The organism is Nocardia sp. NPDC004415, assembly GCF_053602435.1.
Window position 1 is genome coordinate 29,586 of sequence record NZ_JBSGDP010000004.1, and the last position, 17,845, is coordinate 47,430.

At 70.3% G+C, this 17,845-nt stretch carries 19 protein-coding genes; 11 read left to right on the top strand and 8 right to left on the bottom strand.

All coding sequences use genetic code 11. The features are described from left to right. Positions 1–46 precede the first annotated feature (46 nt). A complete protein-coding gene (gene glmS / locus ACWEMY_RS02970; RefSeq protein WP_375934533.1) occupies positions 47–1,927 on the top strand; it encodes a glutamine--fructose-6-phosphate transaminase (isomerizing) in 1,881 nt (626 codons plus the stop codon). Between the two features lie 36 nt (positions 1,928–1,963). On the opposite strand, the gene ACWEMY_RS02975 is transcribed toward glmS, so the two are convergent. Continuing rightward, a complete protein-coding gene (locus tag ACWEMY_RS02975; protein ID WP_452388638.1) occupies positions 1,964–2,386 on the bottom strand; it encodes a cupredoxin domain-containing protein in 423 nt (140 codons plus the stop codon). Positions 2,387–2,455: 69 nt separating this feature from the next. On the opposite strand from ACWEMY_RS02975, the gene ACWEMY_RS02980 reads away from it, so the two are divergent. Then, positions 2,456–3,928, top strand: coding sequence for an NAD(P)H-hydrate dehydratase (locus ACWEMY_RS02980; protein WP_452388639.1), 1,473 nt, complete (start codon positions 2,456–2,458; stop codon positions 3,926–3,928). A 6-nt stretch (positions 3,929–3,934) separates the two neighbouring features. Here the strand turns inward: ACWEMY_RS02980 and ACWEMY_RS02985 are convergent, their stop codons facing one another. The 3 genes from ACWEMY_RS02985 to ACWEMY_RS02995 are packed head-to-tail and all read right to left on the bottom strand — an operon-like array spanning position 3,935 to position 5,990. Beyond that, a complete protein-coding gene (locus ACWEMY_RS02985) occupies positions 3,935–4,489 on the bottom strand; it encodes a hypothetical protein (RefSeq protein WP_452388640.1) in 555 nt (184 codons plus the stop codon). Then, complete coding sequence (locus ACWEMY_RS02990; RefSeq protein WP_452388641.1) at positions 4,486–5,682, bottom strand: WXG100 family type VII secretion target; 1,197 nt, start codon at positions 5,680–5,682, stop codon at positions 4,486–4,488. Before ACWEMY_RS02990 ends, ACWEMY_RS02985 begins: the two co-directional genes overlap by 4 nt. Continuing rightward, positions 5,679–5,990 (bottom strand): hypothetical protein, encoded by a 312-nt coding sequence (locus ACWEMY_RS02995; protein WP_452388642.1) that lies wholly within the window; start codon positions 5,988–5,990, stop codon positions 5,679–5,681. The genes ACWEMY_RS02990 and ACWEMY_RS02995 overlap by 4 nt, the downstream gene beginning before the upstream one ends. A 99-nt stretch (positions 5,991–6,089) precedes the next feature. On the opposite strand from ACWEMY_RS02995, the gene alr reads away from it, so the two are divergent. From alr to tsaD, 6 genes are all read left to right on the top strand, one after another. Beyond that, positions 6,090–7,217 (top strand): alanine racemase, encoded by a 1,128-nt coding sequence (gene alr / locus ACWEMY_RS03000; RefSeq protein WP_452388643.1) that lies wholly within the window; start codon positions 6,090–6,092, stop codon positions 7,215–7,217. An 11-nt stretch (positions 7,218–7,228) separates the two neighbouring features. Continuing rightward, positions 7,229–8,287, top strand: a complete 1,059-nt coding sequence (locus tag ACWEMY_RS03005) for an alpha/beta fold hydrolase (RefSeq protein WP_452388722.1) — start codon at positions 7,229–7,231, stop codon at positions 8,285–8,287. Then, complete coding sequence (tsaE, locus tag ACWEMY_RS03010) at positions 8,280–8,735, top strand: tRNA (adenosine(37)-N6)-threonylcarbamoyltransferase complex ATPase subunit type 1 TsaE (protein ID WP_452388644.1); 456 nt, start codon at positions 8,280–8,282, stop codon at positions 8,733–8,735. Before ACWEMY_RS03005 ends, tsaE begins: the two co-directional genes overlap by 8 nt. 65 nt (positions 8,736–8,800) lie before the next feature. Further along, the gene (tsaB, locus tag ACWEMY_RS03015) at positions 8,801–9,493 is read left to right on the top strand and encodes a tRNA (adenosine(37)-N6)-threonylcarbamoyltransferase complex dimerization subunit type 1 TsaB (protein ID WP_452388645.1); all 693 of its coding nucleotides are present in this window, start codon (positions 8,801–8,803) and stop codon (positions 9,491–9,493) included. A gap of 29 nt (positions 9,494–9,522) precedes the next feature. Then, positions 9,523–10,017, top strand: a complete 495-nt coding sequence (rimI, locus tag ACWEMY_RS03020; protein WP_375935704.1) for a ribosomal protein S18-alanine N-acetyltransferase — start codon at positions 9,523–9,525, stop codon at positions 10,015–10,017. 40 nt (positions 10,018–10,057) lie between these two features. After that, on the top strand, positions 10,058–11,104 hold the full coding sequence (gene tsaD / locus ACWEMY_RS03025) for a tRNA (adenosine(37)-N6)-threonylcarbamoyltransferase complex transferase subunit TsaD (RefSeq protein ID WP_452388646.1): 1,047 nt from the start codon (positions 10,058–10,060) through the stop codon (positions 11,102–11,104). A gap of 42 nt (positions 11,105–11,146) precedes the next feature. Here the strand turns inward: tsaD and ACWEMY_RS03030 are convergent, their stop codons facing one another. Further along, complete coding sequence (locus ACWEMY_RS03030) at positions 11,147–11,998, bottom strand: aldo/keto reductase (protein ID WP_452388647.1); 852 nt, start codon at positions 11,996–11,998, stop codon at positions 11,147–11,149. Positions 11,999–12,125: 127 nt separating this feature from the next. Between ACWEMY_RS03030 and ACWEMY_RS03035 the strand changes: the two genes are divergently transcribed. Next, entirely contained in the window at positions 12,126–12,959 is an 834-nt protein-coding gene (locus tag ACWEMY_RS03035) for a helix-turn-helix domain-containing protein (RefSeq protein WP_452388723.1), read from the top strand. 5 nt (positions 12,960–12,964) lie between these two features. On the opposite strand, the gene ACWEMY_RS03040 is transcribed toward ACWEMY_RS03035, so the two are convergent. Further along, the gene (locus ACWEMY_RS03040; RefSeq protein WP_452388648.1) at positions 12,965–14,473 is read right to left on the bottom strand and encodes an Hsp70 family protein; all 1,509 of its coding nucleotides are present in this window, start codon (positions 14,471–14,473) and stop codon (positions 12,965–12,967) included. Positions 14,474–14,834: 361 nt separating this feature from the next. On the opposite strand from ACWEMY_RS03040, the gene groES reads away from it, so the two are divergent. Both groES and groL read left to right on the top strand, forming a co-directional pair. Then, positions 14,835–15,134 carry a co-chaperone GroES gene (gene groES / locus ACWEMY_RS03045; RefSeq protein ID WP_110037083.1) on the top strand — a complete coding sequence of 100 codons (300 nt, stop codon included), beginning with the start codon at positions 14,835–14,837 and terminating at the stop codon, positions 15,132–15,134. Positions 15,135–15,218: 84 nt separating this feature from the next. Next, positions 15,219–16,829: a chaperonin GroEL gene (gene groL / locus ACWEMY_RS03050; RefSeq protein WP_452388649.1), complete on the top strand. Its 1,611-nt coding sequence runs from the start codon at positions 15,219–15,221 to the stop codon at positions 16,827–16,829. Between the two features lie 63 nt (positions 16,830–16,892). Here the strand turns inward: groL and ACWEMY_RS03055 are convergent, their stop codons facing one another. Continuing rightward, complete coding sequence (locus tag ACWEMY_RS03055) at positions 16,893–17,141, bottom strand: RskA family anti-sigma factor (protein ID WP_375934567.1); 249 nt, start codon at positions 17,139–17,141, stop codon at positions 16,893–16,895. A gap of 1 nt (position 17,142) precedes the next feature. Beyond that, entirely contained in the window at positions 17,143–17,760 is a 618-nt protein-coding gene (locus tag ACWEMY_RS03060) for a sigma-70 family RNA polymerase sigma factor (RefSeq protein WP_278264989.1), read from the bottom strand. Positions 17,761–17,845: the final 85 nt, after the last annotated feature.

A 17,845-nucleotide genomic window follows, 5' to 3' on the forward strand; every position in this document is an offset into this window, starting at 1 on the left:
CACCGACACGGCGAGAAGTGGTATGTATCGCCTAGGGTGGAGAACCATGTGCGGAATCGTGGGCTACGTGGGGTACCGGGATGCGCTCGGCGTTGTCGTCGACGCGTTGCGTCGCATGGAGTATCGCGGGTACGACTCGGCGGGGGTGGCGATCCTCGACGGTCAGGGCGCGATCGCGGTCGAGCGGAAGGCCGGGCGGCTGGCCAATCTGGAGGCCGAGCTCGACGAGGCGGGGGCCGAGCGGTTCGGCGGGACCAGTGGCATGGGACACACCCGGTGGGCCACGCACGGCGCGCCGACCGACCGCAACGCCCACCCGCACCGCGACGCCACCGGCAAGCTGGCCGTGGTCCACAACGGCATCATCGAGAACTTCGCGCCGCTGCGCCGCGAGCTGGAGAACGCCGGGGTCGAGCTGCTCAGCGACACCGACACCGAGGTCGCGGTGCACCTGGTGGCCCGCGCCTACGCCGAGGGCCCCACCGCGGGTGACTTCACCGCCAGCGCGCTGGCCGTGCTGCAGCGGCTCGAGGGCGCGTTCACGCTGGTGTTCACTCACGCCGATCACCCCGACACGATCGTGGCGGCGCGCCGGTCGACGCCGCTGGTCGTCGGCGTCGGCGAGGGCGAGATGTTCATCGCCTCCGATGTCACCGCGTTCATCGAGCACACCCGCGAGGCGGTCGAGCTCGGGCAGGACCAGGCCGTGGTGATCACCAAGGACAGCTACGTCGTCACCGACTTCGCCGGCAACACCGAGGGCGTGGTCAGCAGGCCCTTCACCATCGACTGGGATCTGGCCGCCGCCGAGAAGGGCGGCCACGACTACTTCATGCTCAAGGAGATCGAGGAGCAGCCGACCGCGGTCGCCGACACGCTGATCGGCCACTTCGTCATCGACGAGCACGGCGGGCGGGTCGTCCTGGACGAGCAGCGCCTCGCCGATCAGGAACTGCGTGAGTTCGACAAGGTGTTCGTCGTCGCGTGCGGCAGTTCCTACCACGCGGGCCTGCTGGCCAAGTACGCGATCGAGCACTGGACCCGGGTGCCCGTGGAGGTGGAGCTCGCCAGCGAGTTCCGCTACCGCGACCCGGTGCTGGACCGCTCGACGCTGGTGGTGGCGATCTCGCAGTCCGGCGAGACCGCCGACACGCTCGAGGCCGTGCGCCACGCCAAGGAGCAGAAGGCGCGGGTGCTGGCCATCTGCAACACCAACGGCGCGCAGATCCCGCGCGAGTCCGACGCGGTGATCTACACCCGCACCGGGCCCGAGATCGGGGTCGCCTCGACCAAGGCGTTCCTGGCGCAGGTCGCGGCGAACTATCTGGTCGGTCTGGCGCTTGCGCAAGCGCGCGGCACCAAGTACCCCGACGAGGTCGCCCGCGAATTCGCCGAGCTCGAAGGCATGCCCAAGCTGATCGCGCGGGTGCTGGAGACGGCGCCGCAGGTGCGCGCCATCGCCCGCGACCTCGCGCACGTGCCGACGGTGCTGTTCCTGGGCCGCCACGTGGGTTACCCGGTGGCGCTGGAGGGCGCGCTCAAGCTCAAGGAACTCGCCTACATGCACGCGGAGGGTTTCGCGGCCGGTGAGCTCAAGCACGGCCCGATCGCGCTGATCGAAGAGGGCCTGCCGGTGATCATCGTGATGCCCTCGCCCAAGGGCCGCGCGGTGCTGCACTCGAAGCTGCTGAGCAATATCCGCGAGATCCAGGCCCGCGGCGCCCGCACCATCGTCATCGCCGAGGAGGGCGACGACACCGTGCGCCCGTTCGCCGACGACCTGATCGAGATCCCGGCCGCCCCGACCCTGTTCCAGCCGCTGCTCTCCACGGTCCCGCTGCAGGTCTTCGCCGCCGAGATCGCCCAGGCCCGCGGCTACGACGTCGACAAGCCCCGCAACCTGGCCAAGTCGGTCACCGTCGAGTGATGACGATCGGTCGGCCGCGGTGCGCGGCCGACCGGTTCACTCCACCGTGATGGTGCCGCGCATGTCCGGGTGCAGGGTGCAGAGGTAGCGGTAGGTGCCGGGTTGGGTGAAGGTGTAGGACCATTCGCCCTTGTCGATGATGGGGCTGTTGATGCCCATCGCCTTGTCGCCGATGCCCTGCACATTGTGGGGGGCCTTGTCGGAGAACTTCCAGGTGACCGTCTCGCCGACCTTGATGGTGGCGTCGGCGGGGGAGTACTTCATGCCGGAGACGTCGACGGTGAGGGCGGTGGGGCCGCTGTGGGTCGTCGTGGTGGTGGTGTTCACCGGGCGGGGGGTGCGGGTCGGCTTGGCCGCGGAGTCGTCGGAGCCGGAGCAGCCGGCGGTGAACAGGGTGGCGGCGACGACCGCTCCGGTGAGAACCCGGACGGACGCGGCGCGGTGACGAACCATCGACATGGTTCCGGAGCGTAGTCTGCGAACGATCACGGGCCGGGCGTGGCCCGTGCGGGCGGCCGGGAGGCGACGATGACGGACCGGCGTGGCTATTTCACCGCCGACCAGGTCCGGGTGGCGGAGGCGGAGCTGTTCACCCGGGTGCCTGCGGGAATGCCGATGCGGCGGGCGGCCCACGGGCTGGCGACGGTGGTTGCGGGGGAATTGCGCGCGCGGACCGGTGGGGTCGCGGGCCGGGCGGTGGGATTGCTGGTCGGTTCGGGAGACAACGGTGGCGACGCGCTGTGGGCCGGTGCTTTTCTGCGGCGACGGGGAGTGGCCGTGGTGGCGGTGTTGCTGAATCCCGAACGGGCGCACCGGGAAGGGCTCGCGGCCTTGCGGGCGGCCGGTGGACGGGTGGTCGACGGGCGCGAGGCCGTGGACGGGGTGCTCGCACGGCTCGACGGGGTGGATCTGGTGCTCGACGGGATCGTCGGCATCTCCGGTCGTGGGCCGCTGCGTCCCGGTGCGGCCGATATCGTTGCGGGGATTGATGTTCCGGTCGTCGCGGTGGATCTGCCCAGTGGCGTCGATCCGGATACCGGGGCCGTGGACGGGCCCGCGGTGCGCGCCGAGGTGACGGTGACCTTCGGTGCCTACAAACCCGTGCATGTGCTCGCCGCGCCGCGGTGTGGGCGAATCGTGTTGGTGCCCATCGGGTTGGAGCTGCCGGAGCCCGATCTGGTGCAGTGGGAACCGGCGGCGATCGGCGCGGGCTGGCCGGTGCCGGGCGCGGCCGACGACAAATACAGCCAGGGCGTGGTGGGGGTGTGCGCGGGGAGCGCGAAGTATCCGGGGGCCGGGGTGCTGTGCACGGGTGCGGCGGTGGCCGCCACGTCCGGGCTGGTGCGGTACGTCGGCGACGATGCCGAAGTACTGGCGCGGTTTCCGGAAGTGATCGCCGGCAAGAAGATTTCGGAGACGGGGCGGGTGCAGGCGTGGGTGTTCGGACCCGGCGCGGGTACCGACGGGGAGGCTCGGGATCGGCTGGCCGAGGTGCTCGCGAGCGAGCTGCCGGTGCTCGTCGACGCCGACGGTCTGACCATTCTCGCCGGCGAGCCGCAGCTGGTGCGCGGACGCACGGCGCCGACGGTGCTCACCCCGCATGCCGGGGAGTTCGCGCGGCTCACCGGGTCGGCGCCCGGCGACGATCGCGTGGCGGCGGTGCGGCGGCTGGCCGAAGACTGGCAGGTGACTGTGCTGCTGAAGGGGCGCGCGACGATCATCGCGGCCCCGGGGAGGCCGACCGCGGTCAACGAAGCGGGTGGCTCGTGGGCGGCGACGGCCGGAGCGGGCGATGTGCTGTCGGGAATCCTGGGGGCGCTGCTGGCGGCGGGGCGAGCGCCGGAGTGGGCGGCCGCGGCGGCGGCCAGGGTGCACGCGCTCGCGGCGAACCTGGCCGCCTACGACGATCAGCCCGCCGCGGCGCCCATCTCGGCGTCACCGCTGCTGGAACACATCCGGGCGGCGGTGCGGGTGGTACGGGAGATGGGCGAGCGGCGGTAGCCGTGATCAGCCCTTCGGGAACGGCTTGTTCTTGTATTCCCCCGCGGTGTACAGGCTCACCCCGACCAGGCAGCGATCACGCTCCCGGATGGCGAAATTCAGTGCGCCCCAAGGCTGCTGGGAGGTCCACAGATACCGTTCCTCGAGGGAATGGCCGCTCGGCGCCGCCGTCAGCTCGACATCGCCGTAGTGCGCCTTCACCTCGTCGAGCCCCACGCACGGCTCGGTGCCGAGGTCGAGGCTGGAGAACACCCAGTCGCCGTTGTCCCGGCTGAAATTGGTGACATTGGGCAGTTCGAGGCCGTCGGTGACGGTCGTCGGGCCCGAGTCGTGCCGTCCGGTGCCCTCGAAGCGGGTGCCGAGCAGGGTGTTGAGTTTGTCGTTGGTCAATGGCGCCTGTGCCGTGACGGCACTGATCAGCTGCCAGAGGTCGGTCGGTCGATCGGTCATGGTCGTCCCCTCCCGGGAGTTGTCCGCGCGTTCGTCGTCGCCGGACGCGCAGGCGGTGGTCAGCAGGATCAGTGACAGGGCCGCGAGCACCCAGTGCGTCGCCCGCCTCATCGGCACTGCTGGGTGTAGTACTCGCGGTAGGTCATGTTCGGCGCGGTCGACGGGCGCAGATTGTCACCATAGGTCTGGCCGATCTGATAGATCGCCTTCTGGTAGCCCTCCGGCGAGCCGGTGGTCTTCATGTACTCGGTGTAGGTCTGCTCCCACTGTGGACCGGTGGTGTCGGTGTAACCGGCGACGCCGATATCGGAGCCACCGTTGGCGGTGATCTCACGCTGGACGACCATGTTGTTCAACGTCGCCGCGCCCTCGTTGGTGAGTCGCGCGTTCACGCAGTCCTCGACGGTCGCACCGCTGAGGCTTCCGTTGTAGGTGGCGTGCCCGGCCTCGTGCGCGAGGGTCTGCACGAGCGCCTGGGGGTTGTCCTTCAGGTTGCCGTCCAGCACGATCGACTTGTTGTCACCGTTGTACTGGGTGTAGCTGCCTGCTCCCGGCTCGCCGAAGGTGATGTTCACGCCGTTCTTGGTGAGCGACTCGAGCTGGGATTTCAGTGTCGGCGACTTCTCGATCAGCGCGGCGGCGTCGGCTCCGTACTTGTCCTGCAACGCCGAGGACGGGCTCGGCGCGGTCTCGGTGAGAATGCCGGGATCGCCCTCGGGCAGACCGGAGAACGCCTTCTCGATCGCCGCCTCGACCGACGACGCCGCCGTGCGCGCGTTCTCGAGGGCCTGCTTGGTCGCCGTCGTCGAGGCGTCGGCGTCGACCTGCAACGCACCCGCCGCCGTGGTGTACGACGCCGCGTCCGGCAGCTGCGACAGCAGCGTCTGGTGGGTGCTGGTCGAGATCTTGACGGTGCCGTCGTCGTCGACCTCGTAGCCGTTGGCCTCGGCTTGGCGCACCGCGTTCGCCACCGCCGTCTTCGCCGCGTCCAGAGTGCTCGCGCCCGACTGCGCGGCCGACGCGCCGTCCTGCAACGCGGCGATGAACGTCTTGGTGGTGGTGCGGATCTGCTCGTGCTTGGTCCGCATCGCCTCGGCCGCGCTGCCGGTCCAGAAGTCCCGGCTGGAGTCGACCGCGCGGTACTCGGTGTCGTCGAAGGTCGTCAGTTTCTGGGCCTGCGCCGACCACGCGTCGCCCAGGGCGTTCAAGGTCGTCGGCTGCCAGGCGAGCACCTGTGTCTTGGTGAGGGTGCCGAGTGTCGCCTTCGCGACCGCCTCGGACTCGTCGGTTCCGAGCGTGCTCATGCCAGGGCCGCCTGCTGGGTGTCGAGCGCACCCGCGTTCTGCGTGTCCTTCGCCTGGAATTCCGTCACCGCGGTCGAGGTCGCCTTCGACAGCGCCTCGTAGTCGGTGACCAGCGTTTTCGACGCCTTGGCGACCTTCGCGATCGCCGCGGTCACCGCGTCCGGGACCTTCGTCCCGTCCAGGGTCACCGACGCGCTACCGGTGTCCGCGCCGAACACCGCGGCCATCTCCGACTCGGCTTTGCCGAGCGTGGTCGCGAGCTCCTGGGTCCGTGTCGGATCGAGATCCAAATCCGAAGTGCCAGCCATGATTCCCCATTTCCCCATAGGTCCCTTCGGCGGCAACGCTAACGGCGGCGACCGGCCCGCGCAATGGGAACGGGGGTCGTCCTGGCAGGATGAGGGGTTGTGAATGCGCAAGTGGAGACGGTTATCGACCTGGATGCCATTGCCCACAACGTGCGGGTGCTGCGCGAGTACGCGCGGGGCGCGGCGGTGATGGTGGTGGTCAAGGCCGACGGCTACAACCATGGCGCGGTGGCGGTGGCGCGGGCCGCGCTGGGGGCGGGGGCCGCCGAACTCGGGGTGACCACCGTCGCCGAAGCGCTGGTGCTGCGGGACGCGGGGATCACGGCGCCGATTCTGTGCTGGCTCAATACGATCGACGCCGATTTCGGCGCGGCGATCACGGCCGATGTCGAGATCGGGGTGTCCTCGCTGACGCAGTTGCGGGCGGTCGAGCGGGCGGCGCAGACGGTGGGACGCACCGGGATCGTCAGTCTCAAGGTCGATACCGGACTCAATCGCAACGGGGTGTCGGCGGTCGAGTATCCGCAGGTCCTGGCCGCGCTGCGGACGATGGTGGAGCAGGGGACGCTGCGGTTGCGGGGGATCTTCTCCCATCTCGCGCACGCCGACGAACCCGGTCATCCGATGATCGACGAGCAGCGCGAACGGTTCGTCACGGCGCTCGCGCAGGCCAAGGAGCAGGGCCTGGAACCCGAGCAGGCGCACATCGCGAACTCGGCGGCCACGCTGACCAGGCCCGATCTGCACTTCGACCTCGTGCGCCCCGGCATCTCGGTCTACGGACTCTCGCCGATACCCGAGCTCGGCGACTTCGGGCTGAGACCGGCGATGACGCTGCAGGCCCAGGTGACGCTGGTCAAGCGGGTGGCCGCCGGGGAGGGCGTGTCCTACGGCCACCGCTGGATCTCCCCGCGCGACACCACCGTCGCGCTGGTGCCCGCGGGCTACGCCGACGGGGTGTTCCGCTCGCTGAGCGGGCGTTTCGAGGTCTGGCTCGGGGGCGCGCTGCACCGTAATGTCGGGCGGGTGTGCATGGACCAGTTCATGGTCGACCTGGGCGAGAACTCGGGCGGGGTACAGGCGGGCGACACAGCGGTGCTCTTCGGCGGCGGCGCGGGGCACCCGCACGCGCTCGACTGGGCAAGGGCCCTGGACACCATCGACTACGAGGTGGTGTGCGCCCCGCGCGGGCGGGCCGTGCGCCGCTATGTGGGGGCGGGCTCGTGAGCAGGCGGGTGATGCTGCGCGGCGGACTGGCCACGGCCGGACTGCTCGGCGCGCTCGCCGTCGCGCACACCCTGCGCCGGATCGGGGCGCGGGTGCGCTGGCCCGCCGAACGCGACGAGTACCGCGACGAGAACTTCGCGCTGATCGATTCCGACGAGCCGGGCGTTGTCCTCGCCGACGACGGGGTCTCGCTGGCCACCCGCACCTACGGCGACGACTCGGCCGCGGTGACCATCGTGTTCGCGCACGGCTTCTGCAACACCATGGAGTCCTTCCACTTCCAGCGCCGGGATCTGGCGCGGCAGTGGGGCACCCGGGTCCGCATGGTGTTCTTCGACCTGCGCGGACACGGCCGCTCCGGCACCCCGGCCACCGGCAGCTGCACCGTCGAACAGCTCGGGCGCGACCTGGCCGCGGTGGTGCGCGAGTGCGCGCCCAGCGGACCGGTGGTGCTGATCGGGCATTCGCTGGGCGGGATGTCGGTGCTGGCCGCGGCCGCGCAGTTCCCCGAACTGTTCGCGACCCGGGTGATCGGGGTCGGCCTGTGGTGCACCGCGGCCGCCGAGGTGACCGCCACCGGGATTCCGCAGCTGCTGCGTCATCCGGCGGTCGGCGGATTCCGGATGGCGGTGCGCAGCGCGCCCGCGCTGGTGCAGGTGAGTCGCACCGCGAGCAAGCAGCTGATCACGCCGATCCTGCACGTGAGCTCGTTCCACGGTCCGGTGAGCCCGACCCTGTCGCGCTTCACCACCATGATGATCGACCGCACCCCGGTCGCCACCATCGAGAAATTCCTGAAAGCGATTGAATTGCACGACGAATCGGCCGCGCTGCCGGTGCTGGCGGGCAAGCCCGGACTGGTGCTGGGCGGCGCGCACGACCTGGTGATCCCGTTCCGCAACTCGCGGGTGCTCGCCACCGCGCTGGCCGACAGCGAACTGGTGCGGGTGCGTGAGGCGGCGCACATGCCACACCTGCAGTTCCCCGAGGTGACCCTCGACGCACTCGACCGGCTGCTCGCCCGCGCGGGCGTGACCGGCGGACACAGCGAGGAGGCCGTCGGTGGCTGACCCCCAGCAGCGCACCCTGACCACGGTCGAGGACACCGAAGCCTTCGGCCGCGAACTCGCCGAGAACCTGCGCGCGGGCGACCTGGTGGTCCTCGACGGCCCGCTCGGCGCCGGTAAAACCGCCTTGACCAGGGGAATCGCCGCCGGTCTCGGGGTGGCGGGCCGGGTCAGCTCGCCCACGTTCATCATCGCCCGCGCGCACAAGGCCGGACAGCGCCCGGACGGTTCGCCGGGAGTGCCGCTGGTGCACGTGGACGCCTACCGCCTCGCCGGTGACCCCGACGAACTCGACGCGCTCGACCTCGACACCGACCTGCACCACGCGGTCGTCGTCGTGGAGTGGGGCAAGGGCGTGGTCGAGCACCTGTCCGAACGGCACCTGCGGGTGCAACTCGCCCGGGAACCGGAATCCGATGTGCGCACAGCCATCTGGGAATGGATCGGATAACTCGCCGACCACCGTGGCCAGGTGCGCGCCGAGCGCGGATACCACCCGGTATTGTTGAGACAATCATGCTCGTACTAGCAGTCGACACCGCGACACCCGCCGTTACAGCGGGATTGGTGCACCTGTCACCTGCCGCCGACGCGGACACCCGGCCCGCCGTGGCGACGCTGTCTGCCCGCGTGAAGGTCGACGCCCGCGCCCACGCCGAGGTCCTCACCCCGCAGATCCTGGAATGCCTGGCCGAAGCCGGGGTGAGCCGCGCCGAGCTCGACGCCGTCGTCGTCGGCATCGGGCCGGGGCCGTTCACCGGGCTGCGGGTGGGCATGGCCACCGCCGCCGCCTTCGGTGACGCGCTGGGGCTACCGGTGCACGGGGTGTGCAGTCTCGATGCCATCGCCGCCGACGCCGCCGACGAGCCGCGCGGCCGGGGCGAGCTGCTGGTGGTCACCGACGCGCGCAGGCGCGAGGTGTACTGGGCGCGATACCTGGACGGGGCGCGCGTGGCCGGGCCCGAGGTGGGCAAGCCCACCGACGTGCCGGTGCCCGAGGCGGGCGCGATCGCCGGGTCGGCCGCGCACGTGGACTACTTCGACCTGCCGGTACTGCCCGTGGAGACCCCCTCGCCCGCCGGGCTGGTCACCGTGGCGGCCGACGCGCTGCTGGCCGGGACCGCGCCCGAGGCGCTGGTACCGCTGTATCTGCGCAGGCCAGACGCGGTGGAGAACGCCTTCCGCACCCTCGACCGGACCGGGGCGTGACCGCCGTGTCCGAGTTCCGGATCCAGCCGATGACGGTGCACGACATCGATCGCTGCGTCGAACTCGAACACCTGCTGTTCCCCGAGGACGATCCCTGGCAGGCCGTCTCGTTCCGGTCCGAGCTGGCCGGTGCGCACAACCGCTACATCACCGCGCGCGACGCGTCCGGCGCCATGGTCGGCTACGCGGGCATCGCGCTGCTCGGTGACGCCGCGCATCCCGAGGCCGAGGTGCACACGATCGGGGTCGATCCGCAGTGTCATCGCGGCGGCATCGGCACGCTCCTGCTGGAGGCGCTGCTGGCGACCGCCGCCGAACGCGGCGGGCCGGTGTTCCTCGAGGTGCGCACCGACAACGCGCCCGCCATCGCGCTCTACGCCAAGCACGGCTTCCACATCATCGGGCTGCGCAAGAACTACTACCACCCCAGCGGCGCCGACGCGTACACCATGCGCCGCCCCGAACTCACGGCCGCGGCCGACGAATGGGCGGCGCGCGGCAGGCAGGACGAGGTGCTGTCGTGACCGGATCGGCAGTGCGGATGAAGCGGAACGAGGCGTCGGCGTGATCGTCATGGGTATCGAGAGTTCCTGCGACGAAACGGGAGTCGGCATCGTCCGGCGCCACCCGGACGGGACGCTCGAGCTGCTCGCCGACGAGGTGGCCTCCAGCGTCGACCAGCACGCGCGCTTCGGCGGTGTGGTTCCCGAGATCGCCTCGCGCGCGCATCTCGAGGCGATCGTGCCCGCCATGCGCCGGGCGCTGGCCGCGGCCGGGATCAGCAAGCCCGACGCGCTCGCCGTCACCATCGGGCCCGGCCTCGCCGGCGCGCTGCTGGTCGGGGTCGCGGCGGCCAAGGCGTACGCGGCGGCCTGGGACGTGCCGTTCTACGCGCTCAACCACCTCGGTGGGCATGTCGCGGTGGACACCCTCGAACACGGCCCGCTGCCGCCCGCGGTGGCGCTGCTGGTCTCCGGCGGGCACACGCACCTGTTGCAGGTCAGCGATCTGGGCGCGCCGATCACCGAGCTCGGCAGCACCGTCGACGACGCCGCGGGCGAGGCGTTCGACAAGGTCGCCCGGCTACTCGGCCTCGGCTATCCCGGCGGCCCCTACCTCGACGCGGCCGCCCGCGACGGCGACCCGAACGCCATCGCCTTCCCGCGCGGCATGACCGGCCCGCGCGACGCCCGCTACGACTTCTCCTTCTCCGGTCTCAAGACCGCGGTCGCCCGCTATGTCGAGGCCGCGCAGCGCCAGGGCATCACGCCCGAGCAACTGCCGATCCCCGATATCGCCGCGTCCTTCCAGGAGGCGGTCGCCGATGTGCTCACCATGAAGGCGGTCCGCGCGGCCACCGACGTGGGTGTCGACACGATCGTGCTCGGCGGCGGCGCCACCGCCAACTCCCGCATCCGCTCGCTGGCCGAAGAACGCTGCGCCGCAGCGGGACTCACCCTGCGCGTGCCCAAGCCACGGCTGTGCACGGACAACGGTGTGATGATCGCGGCATTGGGCGCGCATGTGATCGCGGCGGGAGCCGAGCCCGCCGAGCTGACCGTGGCGACCGATCCGGGTCTGCCGGTGTCGGTGAGCGCGCTGCGCGGCTGACAGCACCTCCGGGTGTGCCCGAGGCCGGGTGCCGGGAGGTGCTCAGGCGGCGGCGCGATCGGCGGCCGGGCGGCGGCGCAGCGCCGGATCGAGGACGGCCGGAGTGTCGTAGTCCATGTCGAGGCGACCGATATCGGTGCCCGGCGCGACGATCGCGTCGATGCGGTCGAGGATCTCGTCGTCGAGCGTCACCCGCGCCCCGGCCAGCGCGTCCTCGAGGTGGGCCATGGTGCGCGGGCCGATGATCGCGGCGGAGACGGCCGGATGGACGAGCCGGCTCCACACCAGCGCGCCCATCCCGTACCGGCGCACGGCGGGCAGCACCTCGCGTTCGATGCCCCGGTTGAGGATGGAGTAGGGCGGCTGCTCGGTGCGGAAACGCTCGTATCCGCGCCGCTCGGCCGCCCACTGGGCTTCGACGATCTCGCTCACCGGAGTGGTGGAAGAGCCGAACGCGCGGATCTTGCCGCTGCGGACCAGATCGGTGAGCACCGACAGGGTCTCCTCGATATCGGTGTCCGGGTCGGGCCGGTGCATCTGGAACACGTCGATGTGGTCGGTGTCGAGGCGGCGCAGTGATTCCTCGACAGCGGTGACGATCCAGCGGCGGGAGTTGCTGCGCCGGCTGGGGTCCTCGCCCATCGGCAGGTGCGATTTGGTGGCGAGCACGACCGCGTCGCGGCGTCGCGCCAGCGCCTTGCCGACGATGACCTCGGACTCGCCGCCGGAGTAGATGTCGGCGGTGTCGATGACATTGATGCCCGCGTCTAGCGCGGCATGGATGATCCGGATCGACTCGGTGTGGTCGGGATTGCCCGCGGCCCCGAACATCATCGCGCCCAGTGCGTAGGGGCTTACCTTGATGCCGGTGCGGCCGAGAGTGCGGTAGCGCATGTTCTTCCTCCGTGGATCGGGTACCCGTCCAGACTCGCCGCGGCGGCGGGCCGGGTGAAGGCCCAGCTCATCCACGGACAAGCTGTCCCTGGCTGGGCGAACGGGAGCGGGGAGGATGGAGGACATGATCGATCGACAGGGTCTGGCCGACTTCCTGCGCAGGCGCCGGGAACAGTTGCGCCCGGAGGAGGTAGGGCTGCCACCGTCGGCGCGCAGGCGCACCCCGGGTCTGCGCCGCGAGGAAGTGGCTCAGCTGGCCGGGATGTCGACCGACTACTACGCGCGCCTGGAGCAGTCACGGGGCGCGAATCCGTCCGCGCCGATCGTCGCGGGGCTGGCCCGGGCGCTGCGCTGCGATCTGGATCAGCGCGATCATCTCTACCGGTTGGCGGGCCTGGCACCGCCGCTGCGCCGCGCGGGTGGCCACCTCGAACCCGGACTGCTCGGCCTCGTCGACCGGCTCGCCGACATCCCGGTGTGCGTGTGCACCGATATCGAGCAGGTGCTGTGGCAGAACCCCCTCGCCGACGCGCTGCTGGGCAGACCCGTGGGCACCGGCCTCGACCGCAGTCTCACCTGGCGCTGGTTCACCGCGCCGGAGACCCGGCGGATCTTTCCCGAAGCCGACTGGGACGCCCACTCCAGCGCCCATGTCGCTGACCTGCGCGCGACCTACGCGCGCCGGCGGGGCGACCGCGACGTGAGCGAACTCGTCGAGGCCCTGCTCGCGCGCAGCCCCGAATTCCGCGGGCTGTGGGAACTGCACGAGGTCACCGTGCGACGACTGCCCCGTAAGCGCGTCCTGCATCCGGAGGTCGGTGCGGTCGACCTGTCGTGTGAGGTCCTGCTGACTCCCGAAGCAGATGTGCGGGTGCGTGCGTTCCTGCCCCTGCCCGGTACCGACGCGAGTGACAAGCTCGCGCTGCTGCGGGTCATCGGCACCCAGAGCTTCGCGCCGTAGGCCGGCTAGCCCACCGTCTGCAGGATCGGCTCGTCCGGCGCCGCCTCGGGCGGGATCGGGAGGACGCTGCGGGCGGGCGACTGGGTATTGGGCGTGGAGGGGCGCTGCTGGCCGGGGCGCGACGAGCCGCTGTCGATCGGGCCGAGCGGGGACTCCGGGTAGGGGATCTGCGGCAGGTTCGGGTCGGGACGCAGGGTGGGCGCGGTGCTCGACGGCGAACCGGACGGGCCGGGGGTCGACGGGGTGGTCGTCGGCGCGGGGACCGTGGTGGTGGGCGCGGAGGTGCCGGGCACGCCGGTGACCGGCGGGACGGGCGCGGTGCCGGGACGGTCGGTGCTCTCGTCGTTCTGCGGGGTGGGCGCCGGAGCGGGCATCGGCGAGGACGGGGACTGACGCACGGAACTGCTGGTGCCCGCCGGGGTGACGTCGGTGCTGTCGGGCGCGATGGCCTGCACCCCGTAGCCGATCACCAGGCCGACGACCACGACCGCGCCGGCGAGCGTGCCGACCACCTTGGTGACGGTGCCGCTGGGCACATCGCTCAGCGAGGCGCCCTGTAAGGCCGCGGGTAAGGCCGACGGCGCCGCCGCGTCGGCGACCAGCGCGGCGCCCTTGGCGATCACCGCCTCCGGGTCGGGCACGGTGAGCACGGGCATGTCCAGGCGGGCGCCGAGGGTGTCGACCACCGCGGGGATGTTGGCGCAGCCGCCGATCACCGCGACCGCCTCCGGGTACCTGGGCGCGCGGCTGAACACCGAACTGGAGAACAGCGCGATATTGCGCAGCAGCCCGCCGATGAGCTCCTCGAAATCGGAGCGGGTGAGCTTGAGCGGCTGACCCGCCACGTGGTCGATGGTCACCGCGGGCGCGATCGAGAGGTGTTCCTTGGCCGCGCGGCCACGATTGGTGAGGGTGGCGCGGTTGGGGCGGGCCCCGCGGCGGGCGTAGTGCAGGTCGACGAGGTGGTGGTAGATGAGTTCGTCGATGGCGTTGCCGGAGAGGGTGGGCGTGCGCTCGCTGTGCAGCACCGAACCGTCGGCGTAGTCGGCCACGGTGACACTGAGCCCGGTCGCGCCGAGGTCGATCACGGCGACGGTGGCGTAGCGGTCGAGCAGACCGGTCTCGCGTAAATAGGACAGCGCGGCGGTGCCCTCGGGGACCAGCCGCAGATCACGGCGGCGGGTGGTGGCCGCCCGGATGGCCTGGGCCTGTTCCTTGTCGCGGTAGGCCACGGCGACGCTGGTCGGCGGACGGGTGCGGGTGGACTCGGTGCGCCGGTGCACGCCCGTGGAGTAGCGCCCGAGCGGCTCGCCGATCAGACCGGCCGTCTCCGAGACCGGTAATTGGGTGGTCATCAGCTCGATCGAGGACGACACCAGGTCGCCGAGATCGGAATGGGCCGCGTCGGCGGAGACGACGCGGTAGTCGAAGTGCTGTTCGCCGGATGGTCCGGTGGCGACCAGTGCGGAGCACACCACCTCGTTCCCGGCCGAGATGCCGAGGGATGTTCGCATGTTCACCTCCCTTCGAGCGGATGGTTCCGCGGTGGCCGACCATCTCGAATGGAACGTATGCATACTCTGTCACAGCCTGTTATGCGAACGTTACAGATTGTTGCAACCGATGTGAAGATCACTGGCGAGTGTGGGCGTGTCGAAAATGCGACATTGGCAGAACCCGGCCTTGAGCGCTGGCACTCTCGCATATAGAGTGCTAGTCGGCACTGTGTAGCTGTACTTGTGCCAGCCGACTACTGGGCAGGGGTCCCGGCACCCGCGACGACGGGGCTGACGCGCAGAGTCGCAAGCTGACCGAAACCCGGTCCGGGACACCAGTTCCGGACGACCGAATTCCCCTGAAAGTGGAGGGCTCAACGTGGCGAGCGTGAACATCAAGCCGCTCGAGGACAAGATCCTCGTCCAGGCCAACGAGGCCGAGACGACGACGGCCTCCGGCCTGGTCATCCCGGACACGGCCAAGGAGAAGCCGCAGGAGGGCACCGTCATCGCCGTCGGCGAGGGCCGGATCACCGACAAGGGTGACCGCATCCCCGTCGACGTCAAGGAAGGCGACGTCGTCATCTACAGCAAGTACGGCGGCACCGAGATCAAGTACCAGGGTGGGGAATACCTCATCCTCTCGGCTCGCGACATCCTGGCCGTCGTCACCAAGTAAGGCCAACGCCGCATTCGCGTTCCGCCCCGGCGTCGTCCACCGACCCGGGGCGGATCGCGTTCTCACACAGGAGTGAATCCCCCTATGCCCAAGCAGATCGAGTTCGACGAGAAGGCGCGCCGGGCTCTGGAACGCGGCGTCGACAAGCTGGCCGACGCCGTCAAGGTGACCCTCGGCCCGCGCGGCCGCCACGTGGTGCTGGCCAAGGCCTTCGGCGGCCCGACCGTGACCAACGACGGTGTCACCATCGCGCGTGACATCGACCTCGAGGACCCCTTCGAGAATCTCGGCGCCCAGCTCGTCAAGAGCGTCGCCACCAAGACCAACGACGTCGCCGGTGACGGCACCACCACCGCCACCGTGCTGGCCCAGGCGCTGGTGCGCGGCGGTCTGAAGAACGTCGCCGCGGGTGCCAACCCGATCTCCCTCGGCCAGGGCATCGCGCTGGCCGCCGACAAGGTGTCGGAGGTGCTGCTGGCCGCGGCCACCCCGGTCTCCGGCGAGCAGGCCATCGCCCAGGTCGCCACCGTCTCCTCGCGCGACGAGGAGATCGGCGAGATGGTCGGCAAGGCGCTCACCACCGTCGGCAAGGATGGCGTGGTCACCGTCGAGGAGTCCTCGACCACCCACACCGAACTCGTCATCACCGAGGGTGTGCAGTTCGACAAGGGCTACCTCTCGCCCTACTTCCAGACCGACCCGGAGACCCAGCAGGCCGTCCTCGAGGACGCCTACATCCTGCTGCACCGCGACAAGATCAGCTCGCTGCCCGATCTGCTGCCGCTGCTGGAGAAGATCGCCGAGTCCGGCAAGGCCGTGCTGATCATCGCCGAGGACGTCGAGGGCGAGGCGCTGTCCACCCTGGTGGTCAACTCCATTCGTAAGACGATCAAGGCCGTCGCGGTCAAGGCGCCGTTCTTCGGTGACCGCCGCAAGGCGTTCCTCGACGATCTGGCCGTGGTCACCGGTGGCACCGTGATCAACCCGGATCTGGGGATCACGCTGCGTGAGGCCACCATCGAGCAGCTGGGTCAGGCGCGTCGCGTCGTCGTCACCAAGGACGAGACCGTGCTCATCGACGGTGCCGGCACCGAGGACGACGTCGCCGCCCGCAGCGCGCAGCTGCGTCGCGAGATCGAGGCCACCGACTCCGACTGGGACCGCGAGAAGCTCGAGGAGCGCCTGGCCAAGCTGGCCGGTGGCGTCGCGGTGATCAAGGTCGGCGCGGCCACCGAGACCGCGCTCAAGGAGCGCAAGTACCGCGTCGACGACGCGGTGGCGGCGGCCAAGGCCGCGGTCGAGGAGGGCATCGTGCCCGGCGGTGGTTCGGCGCTGGTGCAGGCCGCGACCGCGCTGGTCGAGCTGCGCGACTCGCTGACCGGTGACCAGGCCGTCGGCGTCGAGGTGGTCCGCAAGGGCCTCGAGGCGCCGCTGTTCTGGATCGCCACCAACGCGGGCCTCGACGGCGCCGTGGTGGTCAGCAAGGTCGCCGAGGGCAAGGACGGCTTCAACGCCGCCACCCTCACCTACGGTGACCTGCTCACCGACGGTGTCGTCGACCCGGTCAAGGTGACCCGCTCCGCCGTGGTGAACGCCGCCTCGGTCGCGCGGATGATCCTCACCACCGAGAGCGCCATCGTGGACAAGCCGGTCGAGGAAGACGACGACCACGGCCACCACGGTCACGCCCACTGAGTGAGCTGAGACGACGAAGGCCCCCTGATCGCGATGCGGTCTGGGGGCCTTTCTCGTTCATGGCTAGCTGGCTACCGGGGGTTCCTCGGCCAGCGCGGTCAGTAAACGGGTGCGCAGGGACGGGGGTGGGGCGGTGGCGGTGAGCTCCGCGAGGAGCGCGAGGGTGCCGCGGGTGTCGCGGACCTCGCGCAGGAACTCGGTACAGAGTGCCGGGTCGTCGGTATCGATGATGGTCTGGATCGCGTGATGGTCTTCGTCGTCGATCAATCCGAGCGCGACGGTGTGCGCGAGATCGATCTGGGCTTCGTTCATCTCACGTCACCCCCAAACTTTTCTTCAGTCGTGTCAATCCGTCCCGAATCCGGGACTTAACGGTCGGTAACCCTATGCCGAGGTACTGTGCCACCTCCGCGTAGGTCCGCCCGCCGTAGTAGGCGAGCGAGATCGCCTCGCGCTGCGTCTCGGTCAAAGTCGAGAGCCCGCGCTGGACGGCCTGTTGTTCGAGTCTGCGTTCCACCTCCTCGGTGACCTCGTCGAACTCGTTGCCGAGGACCCGGATCCCGTAGGCGACTTCGCGCTGGGTGTGGGCTTGCTCGGCACGAACCCGATCGACCGCGCGCCGGTGCGCCAGCGTCATCAGCCAGGTCACCGCCGACCCCTTGGTGGGGTCGAAACTCGTTGCGGTGCGCCAGATCTGGAGATAGACCTCCTGCGTGGTCTCCTCCGCGTACCCGGGGTCGTGGAGCACCCTCAGGACCAGGCCGAAGACGCGCGCCGACGTCCGGTCGTACAGTTCGGCGAACGCTTGCTGGTCGGCAAGGCCGCATCGTTCCAACAGTGCAGCTAGCTCGACTCCTTCGGCCGCGCGTGCGGTAACCGCAGAATCCACGCTCGGTGGGAAGGCTTCGCTTCGGAACCCATTCTGTGTCATCGGTCACGAATCTAGCCCGCGGCTATGACCTCCCTTCGCCCGGGGGTGCTTTGAACGCGTGCCAGCTGTTTGCTAGAGATTCGGC